At 73.2% G+C, this 18103-nt stretch carries 13 protein-coding genes; 9 read left to right on the forward strand and 4 right to left on the reverse strand.

Annotation, left to right across the window (positions count from 1 at the left end; all coding sequences use genetic code 11):
• The first annotated feature begins 47 nt into the window (after positions 1-47).
• The 3 genes from ABZ484_RS05980 to pntB all read left to right on the forward strand — a co-directional run bounded on the left by ABZ484_RS05980 (position 48) and on the right by pntB (position 4829).
• Positions 48-1583 carry a cellulose-binding domain-containing protein gene (locus ABZ484_RS05980; RefSeq protein WP_358864650.1) on the forward strand — a complete coding sequence of 512 codons (1536 nt, stop codon included), beginning with the start codon at positions 48-50 and terminating at the stop codon, positions 1581-1583.
• A gap of 213 nt (positions 1584-1796) precedes the next feature.
• Entirely contained in the window at positions 1797-3356 is a 1560-nt protein-coding gene (locus ABZ484_RS05985; protein ID WP_358864651.1) for a Re/Si-specific NAD(P)(+) transhydrogenase subunit alpha, read from the forward strand.
• A 6-nt stretch (positions 3357-3362) separates the two neighbouring features.
• Positions 3363-4829: a Re/Si-specific NAD(P)(+) transhydrogenase subunit beta gene (pntB, locus tag ABZ484_RS05990; RefSeq protein WP_358864652.1), complete on the forward strand. Its 1467-nt coding sequence runs from the start codon at positions 3363-3365 to the stop codon at positions 4827-4829.
• 91 nt (positions 4830-4920) lie between these two features.
• Here pntB and ABZ484_RS05995 read toward each other — a convergent pair whose 3' ends face one another.
• Together ABZ484_RS05995 and ABZ484_RS06000 are read right to left on the reverse strand one after the other, a co-directional pair.
• Positions 4921-6654, reverse strand: a complete 1734-nt coding sequence (locus ABZ484_RS05995) for a DEAD/DEAH box helicase (protein WP_358864653.1) — start codon at positions 6652-6654, stop codon at positions 4921-4923.
• A gap of 87 nt (positions 6655-6741) precedes the next feature.
• Positions 6742-6945 carry a cold-shock protein gene (locus ABZ484_RS06000; protein ID WP_028423304.1) on the reverse strand — a complete coding sequence of 68 codons (204 nt, stop codon included), beginning with the start codon at positions 6943-6945 and terminating at the stop codon, positions 6742-6744.
• A 452-nt stretch (positions 6946-7397) separates the two neighbouring features.
• Between ABZ484_RS06000 and rsgA the strand changes: the two genes are divergently transcribed.
• The 3 genes from rsgA to ABZ484_RS06015 all read left to right on the forward strand — a co-directional run bounded on the left by rsgA (position 7398) and on the right by ABZ484_RS06015 (position 10763).
• On the forward strand, positions 7398-8522 hold the full coding sequence (gene rsgA, locus ABZ484_RS06005) for a ribosome small subunit-dependent GTPase A (RefSeq protein ID WP_358864654.1): 1125 nt from the start codon (positions 7398-7400) through the stop codon (positions 8520-8522).
• A 196-nt stretch (positions 8523-8718) separates the two neighbouring features.
• On the forward strand, positions 8719-10116 hold the full coding sequence (locus ABZ484_RS06010; RefSeq protein WP_358864752.1) for an AlkA N-terminal domain-containing protein: 1398 nt from the start codon (positions 8719-8721) through the stop codon (positions 10114-10116).
• A gap of 128 nt (positions 10117-10244) precedes the next feature.
• On the forward strand, positions 10245-10763 hold the full coding sequence (locus ABZ484_RS06015) for a methylated-DNA--[protein]-cysteine S-methyltransferase (protein ID WP_358864655.1): 519 nt from the start codon (positions 10245-10247) through the stop codon (positions 10761-10763).
• Positions 10764-10784: 21 nt separating this feature from the next.
• On the opposite strand, the gene ABZ484_RS06020 is transcribed toward ABZ484_RS06015, so the two are convergent.
• Entirely contained in the window at positions 10785-11771 is a 987-nt protein-coding gene (locus ABZ484_RS06020) for a helix-turn-helix domain-containing protein (protein ID WP_358864656.1), read from the reverse strand.
• Positions 11772-12314: 543 nt separating this feature from the next.
• On the opposite strand from ABZ484_RS06020, the gene ABZ484_RS06025 reads away from it, so the two are divergent.
• The 3 genes from ABZ484_RS06025 to ABZ484_RS06035 all read left to right on the forward strand — a co-directional run bounded on the left by ABZ484_RS06025 (position 12315) and on the right by ABZ484_RS06035 (position 16632).
• Positions 12315-14138 (forward strand): protein phosphatase 2C domain-containing protein, encoded by a 1824-nt coding sequence (locus ABZ484_RS06025; protein WP_358864657.1) that lies wholly within the window; start codon positions 12315-12317, stop codon positions 14136-14138.
• Between the two features lie 84 nt (positions 14139-14222).
• Complete coding sequence (locus ABZ484_RS06030; protein WP_358864658.1) at positions 14223-15965, forward strand: pyruvate dehydrogenase; 1743 nt, start codon at positions 14223-14225, stop codon at positions 15963-15965.
• A 184-nt stretch (positions 15966-16149) separates the two neighbouring features.
• Entirely contained in the window at positions 16150-16632 is a 483-nt protein-coding gene (locus ABZ484_RS06035) for an ATP-binding protein (RefSeq protein WP_358864659.1), read from the forward strand.
• 128 nt (positions 16633-16760) lie between these two features.
• Here the strand turns inward: ABZ484_RS06035 and ABZ484_RS06040 are convergent, their stop codons facing one another.
• Positions 16761-17798 (reverse strand): DUF2637 domain-containing protein, encoded by a 1038-nt coding sequence (locus tag ABZ484_RS06040; protein WP_358864660.1) that lies wholly within the window; start codon positions 17796-17798, stop codon positions 16761-16763.
• Positions 17799-18103 lie beyond the last annotated feature (305 nt).

Raw genomic sequence — 18103 nt, forward strand, 5'->3', positions numbered from 1 at the left:
CGCTGTGAACACGGTCAGTCGACCTCGCCCGTGGACGCAGGAGACCCATGCCCGAGCAGCCGAGCCCCAAGGACGCCACCGAGGCGGCGCTGTGGGCCGAGTGCTGGGACGCCGTGCTCTCCTACGCCGACCTGTGCACGGCCGGCGCCGCGGCGGCGCACGAACTGGCCACGGAGGCGTTCGCGCTCGGCCTGCGCGAGGTGCGCGCCGCCGACGCCGGGGCGTCCCGCGGCCGCCGTACGCCCCGCCTGCCCGCGATCCCGCTGATGCTGACCGCGGTACGCACCACGGCCGCCTCCTGGGAGGCCGGCGGGCTCGGTGACCGGCTCGACCCGGATCTGCGGCTGTGGCTCAACTCCGACCGTGCCGCCCGCTATCCGGGCCCGCCGCCGCTTCGCCCCCTGGCGCTGCGCGGACTGCGGGATCTCCAGGAGGCGGACGCCGCGCTGCTGTGGCTGGCCGAGGTGGAGGCGCTGCCGCTGGTCGTCGTGGCCCGCCGGCTCGGGCTCGACCCGGCGGCCGTCTCCGAGGAACTGGACCAGGTCCGGTCCCTGTTCCGGGACCGCTGCCGGCGCAACCACCTCGACTCCCCGATGGACGCCGAGTGCCGCCGCTACGCCCGGCTGCTGGACGCCGTCACCCGCTCCGCGCCCGCCGGCGAGGCACCCGAGGACCTGTCCCGGCACCTGGCCACGTGCGTGCGGTGCGCGGAGGCCGCCGCCTGCCTCCGGCCGCACGGCGGCGGACTGCCCGCCGCCCTGGCCGGCGGTGTGATCGGCTGGGGCGGCCTCGCCTATCTGGAGCGCCGCCGCCGGGCCGCCGAGGTACGCCTCGGTCCGCCACGCGCCGCCGCCGGCACCGAGAGCGCCGATCCGCCGGGGACCGGAGCGGGCCGGGCCCGGGTGGTGCGCGGCAGCCTGCTCGCGGCGGCGGTGGCGCTGTCGGCGCTGGCACTGACCGTGTCGCTGATGCCGTTCGGCGGCTCGGCGAACGACTCCGCCGGCGGCGAGGGGGAGGGCCGGCCGGTCGCTGACGGCGGATTCACCCTGCCCTCCGCAGACCCCTCACCGCACTCGGCCCGTGGCTCGGCCGCGTCCACCGCCCCGGCGTCCCCGTCCCGCCGGACCTCCCCGAGCGGTACGGCGACCGGCTCCGGCCACGCCGACCCGGACCCGGAACCCCAGGGCACCTCGTCGTCCACCACCGCGACCGGATCAAGCGACGGCTCCGGCCCCTCCCGCACGCCCGCCCCGTCCAGCAGCGCGTCCCCGGTCTGCTCGGTCCGCTACGACCTGGCCGACCAGTGGAACGACGGCTTCCAGGCCCGCGTCACCGTCACCACCACCCGGGCCCTGGACACCTGGCGGACGAGCTGGACCTTCCGCGACGGCCAGCACATCACCCAGATGTGGGACGCCACCGTCCACCAGGACGGCCCCCGCGTCACCGCCACCGCCGCCGACTACGACCGCACCGTCCCCGCCGCCGGCACCCTCTCCTTCGGCTTCATCGCCTCCTGGCACGACCACAACTCCGCACCCACCGACTTCACCCTCAACGGCCGCGCCTGCACCACGACGTGACGGCGCACACCCGACCGGGGCACACCGGGGAGGCAGGAACAGCCCTCTTCGGTGACTGTCCTGAAACGGGCACGACGTTCTCGAGGGGAAGGGTAGGTATGTACCTGCGGCTCCGCCCCCGGAGACCCCGTGCCCACCGGGGACAGGGCCGACGAACGCCCGATCGATCACGGATGCCCCGTCAAAGCCTCCCCAGAGGAGAGAACACGAGACATGTCTTCACGTGAACCCGCGCACCAGCCACCGCAGCGCATCGGCGTCGTGACCGAGTCCGCCTCCGGGGAGACCCGTGTCGCGGCGACTCCCGCGACAGTGCGTCAGCTGCTGGGCCTCGGTTACGAGGTCGTGGTGGAGCCCGAGGCCGGCGAGGCCTCCGGCTTCGGCGACCAAGCCTATGTCGATGCCGGCGCCGAGATCGGCGAGGCCTGGACCGCGGATGTCGTCCTGAAGGTGAACGCCCCCTCCGACTCGGAGATCGGCCGATTGCGACAGGGCGCGGCCCTGGTGGGCCTGCTGGCTCCCGCCGGGCGGCCCGAGTTGCTTCAGGCGCTCGCCGACGCCGGGATCAGCGCTCTGGCGCTGGACGCGGTGCCGCGTATCTCGCGCGCCCAGTCGATGGACGTGCTGTCGTCGATGGCGAACATCGCCGGATACCGGGCGGTCATCGAGGCCGCCCACGTCTTCGGCCGGTTCTTCACCGGGCAGGTCACCGCGGCGGGCAAGGTGCCGCCGGCGAAGGTGCTCGTCGCGGGCGCGGGCGTGGCCGGTCTCGCGGCGATCGGCGCGGCCTCCAGCCTCGGTGCGGTCGTGCGGGCCACCGACCCGCGGCCGGAGGTGGCCGACCAGGTGAAGTCGCTCGGCGGCGAGTACCTGCCGGTGGACGTCGCCCAGGAGACGAGCACCGACGGGTACGCCAGGGCGACCTCGGCCGACTACGACCGCGCCGCCGCCGAGCTCTACCACGCCCAGGCGCAGGACGTGGACATCGTGATCACCACCGCGCTGATCCCGGGCCGGCCGGCGCCTCGCCTGCTGACCGCCCGGGACGTGGCCGTCATGAAGCCGGGCAGCGTCGTCGTCGACATGGCCGCCGCCCAGGGCGGCAACGTCGAGGGCACCGTGCCGGGGCGCGCGGTGGTCACCGACAACGGCGTGACCATCATCGGCTACACCGACCTCGCCTCCCGGCTGCCCGCTCAGGCCTCGCAGCTGTTCGGCACCAACCTGGTGAACCTGCTGAAGCTGCTCACGCCCGGCAAGGACGGCCGGCTGGTGATCGACTTCGAGGACGTCGTGCAGCGGGCCGTGACCGTGGTGCGGGACGGGGCCGTCACCTGGCCGCCGCCGCCCGTGTCCGTATCGGCCGCCCCGGCCGCGCAGACCACGACCGCCGAGCCGGAGCCCAAGCCGTCCGGGCAAACCGGGCCGACGCCGAAGGCACGCTTCGCCCTGATCGGGCTCGGCATGCTCGCGATGTTCCTGCTGGTCGCCTTCGCCCCCGCCCAACTCGCCGGGAACTTCACCGTGTTCGCCCTGGCGGTGGTGATCGGCTACTACGTCATCGGCAAGGTGCACCACGCGCTGCACACACCGCTGATGTCGGTGACCAACGCGATCTCCGGCATCGTCGTCATCGGCGCCCTGCTGCAGATCGGGCACGAGAGAGCGATCGTCACCGCGCTGTCCTTCGTCGCGATCCTTCTGACGAGCGTCAACGTCTTCGGAGGTTTCGCCGTCACCCGCCGCATGCTGTCCATGTTCTCGAAAGGCTGAGCCGAGATGACCTCCCTGACAGCCTCCCACGCTGCCGACCTGGTCGCCGCGCTGCTGTTCATCCTCAGCCTGGCCGGCCTGTCCCAGCACCGCACCTCCCGCGCCGGCGTCGTCTACGGCATCGCCGGCATGGCCCTCGCCCTGGTCGCCACGGTCGTGCTGGCGGCGCAGAGCATCACCGCCGGGGCGGTGGCCCTGATCGTGCTGGCCATGGCGCTGGGCGCGGCGATCGGCCTGTGGCGGGCCCGCCGTGTCGAGATGACGCAGATGCCCGAACTGATCGCGGTCCTGCACAGCTTCGTCGGCCTCGCCGCGGTGCTGGTGGGCTGGAACAGCTACCTGGAGGTGGAGGCGCACGGCACGGCGCAGACCCGGATCGGCGCCGACCTGCTGGGCATCCACCACGCCGAGGTGTTCATCGGCATCTTCATCGGTGCCGTCACCTTCACCGGCTCCATCGTCGCGTTCCTCAAGCTCTCCGCCCGCATCAAGTCCCGTCCGCTGATGCTGCCGGGCAAGAACGCGCTCAACATCGGGGCTCTCGTCGCGTTCGTCGCGCTCACCGTCTGGTTCACGATCAGTCCGAACCTGTCACTGATGATCGCGGTGACCGTTCTGGCGCTGGTCCTGGGCTGGCACCTGGTCGCCTCGATCGGCGGCGGGGACATGCCCGTCGTCGTCTCCATGCTGAACAGCTACTCCGGATGGGCGGCCGCCGCGGCCGGGTTCCTCCTCGACAACAACCTGCTCATCGTCACGGGCGCGTTGGTCGGCTCCTCCGGTGCCTATCTGTCCTACATCATGTGCCATGCGATGAATCGTTCCTTCCTCTCCGTGATCGCCGGCGGTTTCGGCATCGAGGCGCCGTCCGGCGGCGCGGAGGAGCAGGGCGAGCACCGCGAGGTGCGAGCCGCGGAGGCCGCCGAGATGCTCGCCCGGGCCCGCTCCGTGATCATCACCCCCGGTTACGGCATGGCCGTCGCCCAGGCCCAGCACCCGGTCGCGGAGCTGACGCGGCAACTGCGCGACCGGGGAGTGGAAGTCCGCTTCGGCGTCCACCCCGTCGCCGGTCGCCTGCCCGGGCACATGAACGTGCTGCTCGCGGAGGCGAAGGTGCCGTACGACATCGTCCTGGAAATGGACGAGATCAACGACGACTTCGCCGACACCTCGGTCGTCCTGGTCATCGGCGCGAACGACACCGTCAACCCCGCCGCGACCGAGGACCCGGACAGCCCGATCGCGGGCATGCCGGTGCTGCGGGTCTGGGAGGCGGAACAGGTCATCGTCTTCAAGCGCTCCATGGCCTCCGGCTACGCGGGCGTGCAGAACCCGCTGTTCTTCCGCGAGAACAGCGGCATGCTCTTCGGCGACGCCAAACAGAGCGTCGAGGAGATCCTGCACGCACTCACCGCCGACGGCGCGCACCGAACGGCCGCGGCAGCACACCAGGCGTCAACGGCAGGGCGGTGACCCGGTCCTGAGCATCGGCGGCCGACGACGACGCGGCGAGGCGCCGTGCCGGGCCCGGCTCCCTGATCCGGCCTGATCCGGATGAGAGACCCTAGGTGGCCGTGGTGCGGCGGTTGCCTCGGCGGTCGGAGCCGCGACCGCTGGTGCCGGCGGCGCCCCCCGTGGCGGCGCCGGCCGCCGTTCGGCGGCGTGATCCGCGGGCCTTCTCGCCGGATGCGGTGCCGGCCGCCGCACCGGCCGCGGCTCGGCGGTCGGCACCGCGGCCGCCCGTGCCGGCGCCACCACCGGTGGCCGCGGCGGACCCGGCCCGGCGGGCAGAGTCCCGACCGCCGGTGGCGGAGGTGTCACCGGCTGCTGCCGCACCGGCGGGGGACCGGCGGCCCGAGCCCCGGCTCCCCGTCCTGGTGGCGGTACCGGCCGCCGTGCCGGGCCCGCCGCCGTTGCGGCGTCGGCGGCCGGACCGCCTGCCGGGCTCGGTTCCGGTCTTCCGGTCCGGGCGGGATGCCGCCGGCGTCGCCTGCTGGGGGACTTCGATGATGACGGGCACGCCGGACGGCTCGCGGGCGCCCGTGATGGTGGCCAGTTCCGCGTCGCTCGACTTGACGTGGGCCGTCCGCGGGCGGATGCCCGCGTCCGACATGAGCCGGGTGACGTCCCGCCGCTGGTCGGGCAGGACCAGGGTGACCACGCTGCCGGAGCCGCCGGCGCGGGCCGTGCGTCCGCCCCGGTGGAGGTAGTCCTTGTGGTCGGTGGGGGGATCGACGTTCACGACGAGGTCGAGGTCGTCGATGTGTATGCCCCGGGCCGCGACGTTCGTCGCCACCAGGGCGGTGACCTGGCCGTGCCTGAACTGATCCAGGGTGCGGTTCCGCTGCGGCTGGGAGCGGCCCCCGTGCAGTGCCGCCGCGCGGACACCGACGGCCAGGAGCCGTTTGGCGAGCCGGTCGGCGGACCTCTTGGTGTCGAGGAACAGGATGACCCGGCCGTCGCGTGCGGCGATGCGCGCGGTGACCGCCTTCTTGTCGGTCTCGTCCTGCACATGCAGCACGTGGTGCTCCATGGTGGTCACCGCTCCCGCCGACGGGTCCACGGAGTGCACCACGGGGTCGGTCAGGAACCGCTGCACCAGGCGGTCGATGTTGTGGTCCAGGGTGGCCGAGAAGAGCATGCGCTGTCCGTCGGGCCGTACGCGCTCGATCAGCTTGGTGATCTGCGGCAGGAAGCCCATGTCGGTCATCTGGTCGGCCTCGTCCAGCACCGTGATGCGAACGTCGCCGAGCACGCAGTCCCCGCGTTCCACGAGGTCGTTGAGCCGCCCCGGAGTCGCCACGAGCACCTCGGCGCCGCGCCGGAGGGTATGGGCCTGCTTGGTGATGGACAGTCCGCCCACCACGGTGGCCAGTCGGAGGTGGACCGCCGTCGCGTAGGGGGTCAGCGCATCGGTCACCTGCTGGGCGAGTTCACGGGTGGGCACCAGCACCAGGGCGAGGGGCGCCTTGGGCTCCGCGCGCAGCCCCGCCGTGCGGGCCAGGAGCGCGAGCCCGAACGCGAGGGTCTTGCCGGAGCCGGTACGTCCCCGGCCCAGCAGGTCACGGCCGGCGAGCGAGTTGGGCAGCGTGGCGGCCTGGATGGGGAAAGGGGTGACGACGCCCTGCGCGGTGAGGGTCTTCAGCAGCGCCGCGGGCATGTCCAGACCGGCGAAGTCCTCGACGGCGGGGAGCGCGGGTGTGGTGCTCTCCGGCAGCCGGAACTCCCTTGGCGACGCCGCGGACGACGGGGGGGACGAGGCGCGTCGCTTCGACGACTTCTGGGGCCTGCGGGACATGCGGTTGTCTGCCTTCCTGGAAACAGCACAAACCGTGGTCCGCACCATGACGGTGCGGACCACGGTGAGCGGATGCGCGTCCGGCGATCAGGCGGGGACGATGTTCTCCGCCTGCGGGCCCTTCTGGCCCTGCGTGACGTCGAAGGAGACGCGCTGACCCTCCTGGAGCTCACGGAAGCCCTGGGTCTGGATGTTCGAGTAGTGGGCGAAGACGTCGGGGCCGCCGCCGTCCTGCTGGATGAAGCCGAAACCCTTTTCGGCGTTGAACCACTTCACGGTTCCCTGTGCCATGACAATTCTCCTTCTGTAGGCAGAGGCCCCATCCGGAGATGCCGGAAAACAAATAATGCGCCTGAAGGGAGACATTCCAATCAGGCGCACATACGTTCATGGGTACCGCAACTGCAACCCCGGAACCATAGCACAGACCGGCGGCCCGTGGCGGATCACTGCTCGGTGGCGGCGGTGTGCGGTCCGGAGGCCTCCTGGCGACACGGACGGAAATACGGTGGCGCCCGAGTGCGCGCGACTCTAAGGTGATGTCTGCTTCTCGCGGCGGCCGCCGGCCGCCGCCGTCGGCTGCGTGAGGAACGGGAGGTGTGACCGATGGCTGTCTTTGCGATGGGCGTTGCCCGCGACCAGAAGAGCATCCATTCCACCTCCGCGGTCTCCGGCTGACCACTCGTCATCCTTCTTCGCGCCTGTGAGCGCTGTGCCGGGGCCGCCCTTGTGAAGGGTTCCCCTTGAATCTCTCCTCTTCATCGCTCTCTTCTTCGCTCTCTTCGGCTTCGCCGCACCCGCTGGCCCCGTACGGCTGGGACGCGGGCTGGGAAGCCGAGTTCGCCCCGTACGCGGAGCGGGGGCTGCTGCCGGGCCGGGTGGTCCGGGTCGACCGGGGGCAGTGCGATCTCGTCACGCCGGCCGGCACGGTGCGCGCGGACACGGAGTTCGTCGTTCCGCGTGACCCGATGAAGGTGGTGTGCACCGGCGACTGGGCCGCCGTGGATCCCGACGGCGGCGATCCGCGGTATGTGCGGACGCTGCTGCCGCGCCGCACCGCCTTCGTGCGGTCCACCTCCTCCAAGCGCTCCGAGGGCCAGATCCTCGCCGCCAACGTCGACCACGCGATCGTCGCGGTCTCCCTGGCCGCCGAGGTCGACCTCGGCCGCATCGAGCGGTTCCTGGCGCTGGCCTGGGAGTCGGGCGCCCAGCCGATGGTCGTGCTGACCAAGGCCGACCTCGTACCGGACGCGGTGGGGCTGTCGTATCTCGTCCAGGACGTGGAGACGACGGCGCCCGGCGTGACGGTGCTGCCGGTCAGCGCCCTGACGGGGGACGGCCTCGACGTGCTCGTCGCCTCCGTCTCGCAGGGCACCTCCGTGCTGCTAGGGCAGTCCGGCGCCGGCAAGTCGACCCTCGCCAACGCGCTGCTCGGCGAGGACGTGATGGACGTCCGGGCCACCCGGGACACGGACGGCAAGGGCCGCCACACGACCACCACCCGCAACCTCCTCGCGCTGCCCGGCGGCGGTGTGCTGATCGACACGCCCGGACTGCGCGGGGTCGGGCTGTGGGACGCCGAGAGCGGGGTCGGCCAGGTGTTCTCCGAGATCGAGGAACTGGCCGAGCGGTGCCGCTTCCACGACTGCGCCCACGGCAGCGAACCCGGCTGCGCGGTGCTCGCCGCCATCGACGCCGGTGAGCTGCCCGAGCGGCGGCTGGAGAGCTACCGCAAGCTGATGCGCGAGAACCAGTGGATCGTCGCCAAGACCGACGCGCGGGTGCGTGCGGAGATCAAACGGGACTGGAAGCGCAAGGGCGCGCTGGGCCGGGCGGCGATGGAGGCAAAGCGGGGCCGGTGGCAGTGACGGGCCGGTGGCAGTGACGGGCCGGTGGCACTGATGGGGTGGCGGCACTGACGGGGCCGTGATCCTCCGTCTCGCCCCTCCTCGAGCCTCGCCCGGCCCCCTGGGGGTGCCCAGCTGTCTGGGCGCCCCCAGCGTCAGTGCCATGTCCGATTCCCGCCAGCGACACCCCGGCCGCGGGCGGACACTGGACAGCGTGATGAACGAGGACACCAGGTACGAGGCGGTGCGCAGCCGGGACGGACGGTTCGACGGCGAGTTCTTCTTCGCCGTCGAGACGACCGGGATCTACTGCCGTCCCAGCTGCCCGGCCGTGACCCCGAAGCGGCACAACGTGCGGTACTTCACCACGGCCGCCGCCGCCCAGGGCGCGGGCTTCCGGGCCTGCCGCCGCTGCCGTCCCGACGCGGTGCCGGGCTCCGCCGAGTGGAACGTCCGGGCGGACGCCGTCGGCCGCGCCATGCGGCTGATCGGCGACGGCGTCATCGACCGGGAGGGCGTCGCCGGACTCGCCGCGCGGCTCGGCTACAGCGCGCGGCAGGTGCAGCGGCAGCTCACCGCCGAGGTCGGAGCCGGTCCCGTGGCCCTCGCCCGGGCACAGCGGGCGCACACCGCGCGCGTCCTGCTCCAGACCACCGGCCTGCCGGTCACCGAGATCGCGTTCGCGGCGGGGTTCGCCAGCGTGCGGCAGTTCAACGACACCATCCGCACCGTGTACGCGGCGACCCCGAGCGAACTGCGGGCCGCCGCCCCCCGGACCCGGCACCGCCGGACCGCCGCGCCCACCGCCGGGATCCCGCTGCGGCTCGCCCACCGGGGCCCCTACCAGGCCGGTCCGGTCTTCGACCTGCTCCAGCGCGAGGCCGTGCCCGGCGTCGAGGAGGTGCGGGGCGTGCCCGGCGACCGGACCTACCGGCGCACCCTGCGCCTGCCCTACGGCACCGGGATCGTCGCCGTCGACGAGCGGCCCGGCGGGCCGCGGGCGGGCTCCGGCGCGCACCCCGGCGGCTGGCTGGAGGCCCGGCTGCACCTGACCGACCCGCGCGACCTGACGACGGCCGTGCAGCGGCTGCGACGGCTGTTCGACCTGGACGCCGACCCCTACGCCGTCGATGAGCGGCTCGGCGCGGACCCGCGACTGGCCCCGCTGGTCGCGGCCCGCCCGGGCCTCCGCTCGCCGGGCGCCGCGGACCCGGACGAGGCGGCGCTGCGGGCGCTGCTGAGCCCGCAGGCCACGGAGGAACTGGTACGGCGCCGCGGGAAGGCGCTCGACGCCCCCTGCGGCACCCTCACCCACCTGTTCCCCGAGCCGGCCGCCCTCGCCGGTGCCGAGCCGGAGGGCACACTGGGCGCCCTGGCCACGGCCCTCGCCGACGGCACCCTGCGGCTGGATCCGGGCGCCGACCGGGAGGAGGCGCACCGCGCGCTGCTCGCCCTGCCGGGACTGGACACCACCACGGTCGCCGCCATCCGCACCCGCGCGCTCGGAGACCCCGACGTGGCCCCGCCCGGCGTGCCCGCCTCCGACCGCTGGGCTCCCTGGCGCTCGTACGCCGCACAACACCTGCTGACCGCAGGGGAGTCGAGGACATCATGAACACCGCAGCGACCAGGACAGCGACCACGACGACGACAACGGGAACGACCACGACGACGACAACGGGAACGACCACGACCACGACAACGGGAACGACCACGACAACGGGAACGGGAACGACCAGGACAATGACCACGACCACGCCTGCCGACGCGGCCACAACGACGTACTGGACACGGCTCGACAGCCCCCTCGGGCCGCTGCTCCTCACCGCGGACCGGACCGGCGCTCTCACCTCCCTGTCCGTGCCCGACCAGAAGGGCGGCCGCACGGTGCGGGACGAGTGGGTGCACGACCCCGGGCGGTTCCGCGCCGCCGAGGAACAGCTGCGGGCCTACTTCGCCGGGGAGCTCGAGGAGTTCTCCCTGCCCCTGAGCGCCCGTGGCACCGCGTTCCAGGGCCGGGTGTGGGCCGCCCTCGACAGCGTCCCCTACGGGGCGACCACGACGTACGGCGAGATCGCCGCCCGGATCGGCGCCTCCCGGGCCGCCGTACGGGCCGTCGGTGGCGCCATCGGCGCCAACCCGCTGCTGCTGGTGCGCCCCTGCCACCGGGTGATCGGCGCGGACGGCTCGCTGACCGGGTACGCGGGCGGCCTGGAGCGGAAGGTGCGGCTGCTCACCCTGGAGGGCGCGCTCGCCCCCTGACCCGGGGGCGCTCCCGGGGACTCAGTGGCGCTCCCGGGACACCCAGCCGCGCTCGTAGGCCTGCCAGCCCAGTTGCAGCCGGGTGGTCACCCCGGTCAGTTCCATCAGCCGCTTCACCCGGCGCTGTACGGTCCTCAGACCCAGCTCGAGCTGTTTGGCGACGCTCGCGTCGGTCAGGCCGGCCAGGAGGAGGGACAGCACCTCGAGGTCGGTGGCGTCGGGGCCGTCCGGGCGCTCCTCGGTGATCCCGCGGGCGCCGAGCCGCAGCGGCAGCGCGTCCCGCCACACCGACTCGAAGAGCCCGGACAGCAGCTCCAGCAGCCCGCTGGCGTGCACGACGAGCGCGGCGGGCTCGGCGGTGTGCGAGGTGAGCGGCACCATCGCGAGCGTCCGGTCGGCGACCACCAGCTTCGTCGGCACCTGGTCGACGACCCGGACCCGTTCGTCACGGCCGAGCGCGGCGGTCAGCTGTGTGATGCCGTCGGGCAGGTCCAGCACCGCGCGCTCGACCACCACCCGGTAGCGCACGCCGCGTCCGGCCGCCTGCTCCTCGGCCTCGTTCTCCGTCCCGGACACGACCACCGGGTTGCCGGTGACCAGGGCGCACACCTCCTCCGTGGCACCGAGCTGGAGTTGCAGGAAGCGCTGCGCGACCGCTGAGGCGCCGGTCACCACCTCCACCAGGTCGTGCACGGCGGGTTCGGCGGCCGCCGCCCGGTACTCCTCGGCGAGCAGCGCGGCGGCCAGTTCCGCCTTCTCCAGTTCGTGCCGCTGCTGGGTGAGCAGCGCGCCGAGCGCCACCGCGGGCGGCGCGGCGACCCAGCGGCCGGGCCGCGCCGAGGACTGGGCCGCGAGTCCGTGCCGTTCCAGGCGGCGCAGGGCCCGTTCGGTGTCGTGCTCGGCGAGCACCAGCCGCCGCGCCAGATCGGGCACATCGGCCGCGCCCACGGACACCAGCGCCCGGTACGCCGACTCGTGCCTCTCGTCGAGACCTATCGCTGCCAGCATCAGCTGCCGACCCTCCCTTTCCAGACCTCCGGCACACCCGACAGCGGCGCGTGTCGGCGGTGGCGGAAAACAGCCACGGCGCAAACCCGCCGCCGAACATCATCGCCGTACCCCTGGTGATCCTGACAAGGTGGCGGCACCGAAGCATCCGGCGGCGTCCCGGTGCCCGGCCCGGAGGGCCTGGCCTGCTCGGACACGAGCGGCATCCGGCGGGTCGACGCGGGGAGCGGGCCGCGGCCGGGAGGGGTGGCCGTGGCCGGACGGGGCGAGTGCCGCCCCGGACCCGACCACGAGGGCCGTGCTCACGGGGCACGCCGAACGGCGGTGTTTCGGACGTCCAGAACGTGACCCGCCTTCCGGGTCACCCTGGCGTCGCCGGGCGGTTCTCCCGTGGGGGGTGGGACCGCCCGGCGGCTTTTCCCCGTACGCGCTCTCCGTGCGTACGTTCGAGGTGTCACCCGGCGGGCCGTTCGCGGCCCGCCACCGGCCGGATTTTCCGCTTGCCCCGTTTTCAACGGGCCTGTGCGGTGGACAATTGGCGGCATGAGTCAGCAGGGGGGAAGGCCCACCGGTCGCGAGGACGACTGGTGGGCACAGCTGTACGACGACTCCACGGAGGACACCGGTCCCACGGCCGCGGCGGATTCCCTGGACGACCGCTTCGCCTCGGCGGCCGGGACACTGGGGCGGACGCCGGGGACCGCACGGAGCGGCCGACCGGCGGCGGAGGACCGGCCGGACACCGAAGCGGAGACCCGAGCGGACACGGAAGCGGACGTCGGGGCGGACACCGAAGCCGACGGCCGGACCGGCGACTGGCTGCCGCCCGAGGCGCCCGCGGCGCCCGCGGTGCCCGAGGTGCCCGAAGCGCCGGAGGTGCCCGAGGACGGTTCCCGCTCGCCGGCGCGACCGGTGACCGTACCCGCACCGCGCACCGCCCCGCCGGCGGTCCTGCCGCCCGACGCACCGGCCGCCACCGCGGCACCGGAGCAGCCGGACGCACCGCCGGCTCCCCGGCGCCCGGCCACGGACGCTCCCGGCACGCCGGGCCCCGCCCCGGACTGGTGGCAGCAGACCCCCTGGGACCGGTCATGGCCCCCCTCCGCGGACCCGGCAGCCGACCCTCCCGACACCGGCTCCGCCCCAGACACCGGCACAGACACCGGCACCGGTCTCGACCTCGACTCCGATCTCGATCTCGACACCGGACTCGACTCCGACTCCGACTCCGACTTCGACACCGGCCTCGACTCGGACCTCGCCCACTCAGACCCCGTCCCGCCCGAGCCCGCGACTGCCTCCGGCCCGGACGTCCCCGCGCCGCTCACCGTCGCCCACGTGGGTTCCGGGCCGCCCACCTACGACGCCGAACCCACCGCACTTCCGGCAGCGGACCCGGACGAGCTCGACGACCTGGTGCCGGACACCGTGCTGGACGGAGCCCGTTACGGGGCCTGCACGCTGCGGGCCGTGTCCATCCGGGGGGACTCTCCCCGCTACCGGGGCGAGCCGCGCCGGGACGCGCTGCTCACCGCGCGGTTCGGACAGGGCGAGCAGGCGCTGGTCCTCGTCGCGATGGCGACCGGCGCCCGTGCCGCACCGGCCGCGCACCGCGCGGCGGCCGAGGTGTGCCGGTGGATCGCGCGGGCCGTGGGCCGCAGTCACGCCCGGCTGGCCGATGACATCCGGGCCGCCCGGCGCGGCGAGCTCAAGTCGGGACTGCACCGCCTCACCGACCGCAGCCTCGGCAGACTCCGGGCCGGCGCCGCCGAACAGGGCATCGAACCCGAGGAGTACGCGGCCACCCTGCGCTGTCTGCTGCTGCCCGCCGACCCCGCGTGCCGTGCGCGCGTCTTCTTCGGCGTCGGCGCGGGCGGGCTGTTCCGGCTGCGCGACGGCGAGTGGCAGGACATCGAGCCGGACGTTCCAGAGCCGCCCGGATCACCCGGATCACCCGGATCGCCCGGATCGCCCGGATCGCTCGGGTCGCCGTGGCCGTCGGGGCCGCTGTCGGGGCCCGCCGAGACCCCGGAGGGCGACCGGCTCACCATGGACCTCGGTGTCACGCCCGTCCCGAGCCCCCACGCCCCCGCTGCGGAGCCGCCCCGCGAACCCTTCCGCTTCCGTGTCTCCATAGCCCACCCGGGTGACACGCTGCTGATGTGCACGGCGGGCCTGGCCGACCCCCTGCGCGGCGAGGCCGAGTTGCGCGCGCATCTCGCCCGGCGGTGGACCGTGCCCTCCGGGCCCGTCGCCACCACGTCCGTTCCTCCTGTGCCCGGCCTCGCCGCGTTCCTCGCGGACGCACAGGTGCGGGTCAAGGGATACGCCGACGATCGTACGGCCGCGGCCGTTTGGGAGGCATGAGCGCCGGGTCTGTGTATCCATGGACCCAGAGGACCCGCAGGAGACCGCACGATCCGCGGCAGACCGAAGGGGCATCCGAGAACCATGGCCAAGCAGAACGTCGCAGAGCAGTTCGTCGACATCCTCGTCCGCGCCGGGGTCAAGCGGCTGTACGGCGTCGTCGGGGACAGCCTCAACCCGGTCGTCGACGCGGTCCGCCGCAACGCCGCCATCGACTGGATCGCCGTGCGCCACGAGGAGACCGCCGCCTTCGCGGCCGGCGCCGAGGCCCAGATCACCGGACGGCTCGCCGCCTGCGCCGGCTCCTGCGGCCCCGGCAACCTCCACCTCATCAACGGCCTGTACGACGCCCACCGCTCCATGGCCCCGGTCCTCGCCCTCGCCTCGCACATCCCCTCCAGCGAGATCGGCCTGGGGTACTTCCAGGAGACCCATCCCGACCGGCTGTTCCAGGAGTGCAGCCACTACAGCGAGCTGATCTCCAGCCCGAAGCAGATGCCACGGCTGCTGGACACCGCCATCCAGCACGCCGTCGGCCGCAGCGGGGTCAGCGTGGTGGCGCTGCCCGGTGACATCGCCGCCGAGCCCGCCCCCGAGAAGGCCGCCGAGACCGCCATCGTCACCTCCCGGCCCACCGTCCGGCCCTCCGACGCCGAGATCGACCGGCTCGCCCGGATGGTCGACGAGGCCGGCAAGGTCACCCTGTTCTGCGGCAGCGGCACCGCGGGCGCGCACGCCGAGGTGATGGAGTTCGCCGGGAAGGTCAAGTCACCGGTGGGGCACGCCCTGCGCGGCAAGGAGTTCATCCAGTACGACAATCCCTTCGACGTCGGCATGAGCGGGCTGCTCGGCTACGGCGCCGCCTACGAGGCCACGCACGAGTGCGACCTGCTGATCCTGCTCGGCACCGACTTCCCGTACAACGCGTTCCTGCCGGACGACGTGCGGATCGCCCAGGTCGACGTGCGGCCCGAGGTCCTCGGCCGCCGGTCCAAGCTGGATCTGGCCGTGTGGGGCGATGTGCAGGAGACCCTGCGCTGTCTGATCCCGCGCGTGCGGGAGAAGACGAACCGGCGCTTTCTGGACCGGATGCTCAAGAAGCACGCGGACGCGCTGGAGGGGGTCGTCAAGGCGTACACGAGGAAGGTCGACAAGCACGTCCCGATCCACCCCGAGTACGTGGCCGCCGTGCTGGACGAAGTGGCCGACGACGACGCGGTGTTCACCATCGACACCGGGATGTGCAATGTCTGGGGCGCCCGCTACATCTCGCCCAACGGACGCCGCCGGATCATCGGCTCCTTCTCGCACGGCTCGATGGCCAACGCGCTGCCGATGGCGATCGGCGCGCAGTTCACCGACCGCCGCCGACAGGTGATCTCGATGTCCGGGGACGGCGGGTTCTCCATGCTGATGGGGGACTTCCTGACCCTGGTCCAGCACGACCTGCCGGTGAAGGTCGTGCTGTTCGACAACTCCTCGCTCGGCATGGTGGAGCTGGAGATGCTGGTCGCGGGCCTGCCCTCGTACGGTACGGCGAACAAGAACCCCGACTTCGCCGCCGTGGCCCGCGCCTGCGGCGCCCATGGAATCCGGGTGGAGAAACCCAAGGAACTCGCCGGAGCGCTGAAGGACGCCTTCCGGCACAAGGGGCCGGCCCTCGTGGACGTCGTCACCGACCCCAACGCGCTGTCCATCCCGCCGAGGATCAGCGCCGAGATGGTGTCCGGGTTCGCCCTGTCGGCCTCGAAGATCGTGCTGGCGGGCGGGGTGGGGCGGATGGTGCAGATGGCCCGCTCCAACCTGCGCAACGTACCGCGGCCGTAGCTCCGGGAGGCCCCGGCACGGTCGCTGCCGAGGCGGGCACCGTACTCGGCCAAGTTCCCGCGCTCATGGCCGAACATATGGTCGTTGACGATTCGACATGACTGCCGCGTGTCCTACGGGGCATGGATTCCCGTGAACGTGTTCGAGCTGGAGGGGAACCGACATCGGCACGCGGGCGGGGGAGATGAAGAGTCAGGCACGAGGGGGCGGTCCCGTGACGGTCGGGGCCTCCTCGGGAGAGACGGTGGAGGAAGAGACCGCCGGCGCGGCCGAGCGCATACCGGCGTCCCAGCTGAGACGGCGCCTGGGCCGGGCCGACCTGCGGGCGGTGCCCGAGGCGCGCCGGGCGCTGCGCGAGCTGCTGCGCCACTGGGGGCGACCGGACACCTCGGAGGTGGCGGAGCTGCTCACCAGCGAACTGGTTACCAACGCGCTCGTGCACACCGACGACGACGCGATCCTGACGGCGACGGTCTCGTCGCACGGACTGCGGGTGGAGGTACGGGACTTCGTGGCCCGCACCCCGCGGCCGCGCGTACCGGTCCCGGGCGAGGACACCCACGGCAGGGGCCTGGTCCTGGTGCAGTCCCTCGCGGACGCCTGGGGCGTCCTGCCGCACAAGGAGGGCAAGTCGGTGTGGTTCGAACTCGGGGCCCGGGCGGCGTGACGCCGCGACCCCGGCACGACCGAAGGGCAGCCGCATGACGAGGCGGCCCCGGCACGGCCGAGGGGCACGGCCCGTACGGCCGTGCCCCTCGCGCACATCACGGCGTCACAGCTCCGGATCCGGCCGGACTAGCCGAACTGCTGCTCCAGGTCCTTGAGCTTGCGCTCCAGTGAGTCCAGACGCGGCAGGGCCATCGTGTCGTCCTCCGCGGTGAGGTCCACGGTGATGGGGTCCGAGGCCTTGCGGACGGGCTGGAGGGAGGGCCGGGCGCGCACCGGCAGCGGTTCTGCCGCCGCTATGGCAGGCTCCGCGCCGACCTGGGAGGGACCGGGCTCCAGGGCCTGCGTCTCGCCCTGCCGGCCGCCCCGGCCGACGAAGCCGCGGTGGCCCCGGCTGATCGCCTTGAGCTGGGCGCGCTCGACGCGCTCCTGCTCGCGCCGCAGCCGCCGCCTGTCCTCCTTCTGGCGCCGGTCCTCGCGCACCTCCTCGACCGCCTCGTCCAGGCTGCGCACGCCCTCCAGGAGCATCAGCGACCAGGCGCGGTAGGTCTCCCGGGGCGCCCGCAGCCAGCGGACGATACGGATCTGCGGCAGCGGACGCGGCACCAGGCCCTGTTCGCGCAGGGCGGCCCGGCGGGTCTGCTTCAGCGCGCGGTCGAAGAGGACGGCCGCCGACAGGGACATACCGGCGAAGAACTGCGGCGCGCCCGCGTGGGCGACACCCCTGGGCGCGTGCACCCAGTTGAACCAGGCCGCGGCGGCGGCGAACATCCACACCAGTATCCGGGAGCCGAGGGCCGCGTCACCGTGGCTGGCCTCGCGCACCGCGAGCACGGAGCAGAACATGGCCGCGCCGTCCAGGCCGAACGGCACCAGGTACTGCCAGCCGTCGGTCAGGCCGAGGTTCTGCTCGCCGAAGCCGACCAGGCCGTGGAAGGAGAGCGCGGCGGCGACCGCCGCACAGCAGAACAGCAGAATGTAGGAGGCCGTGCCGTAGACGGCCTCCTTGCGCCTGCGGCGCTCCTCGCTGCGCTCCCACGAGTCGTCGGCACTCGCGCTCCCGTCGGACCGCTTGCCGCGCGCGAGCACCGCCACCGCCGCCAGCACACCCAGGAGCAGCACGGCGCCCGGAAGCAGCCAGTTCAGCGATATGTCGGTCAGTCTCATCTGGGGTCCCTTGCATGGGGATAGGGCGTAACGCCCGCCATAGTGGCCCAATCCCGCGGGGCCTCAGGGGGTTTCGGGGCAAGAGGCCGCCAGGAAGGTGCAAGGGGATGCCCGGGGACGGCGTTCTGCTCGAACTGCCGCTTGAGGGGCGGGAGTTGAGTTCGAATAAGACTACCCGTACGGGTGGTTCCGCGGAAAGTTCCCGCGACGGGTGAGGAAGTTGTGAATCCCCGGCACCCATATGGGTGTCCCACTGGCGGATGATCTTACGGGACGCGGGCGGACGCGCCCGCGCGGGGACGGGC

It is taken from the genome of Streptomyces sp. NPDC006393 (assembly GCF_040628575.1).
Classification (GTDB): domain Bacteria; phylum Actinomycetota; class Actinomycetes; order Streptomycetales; family Streptomycetaceae; genus Streptomyces.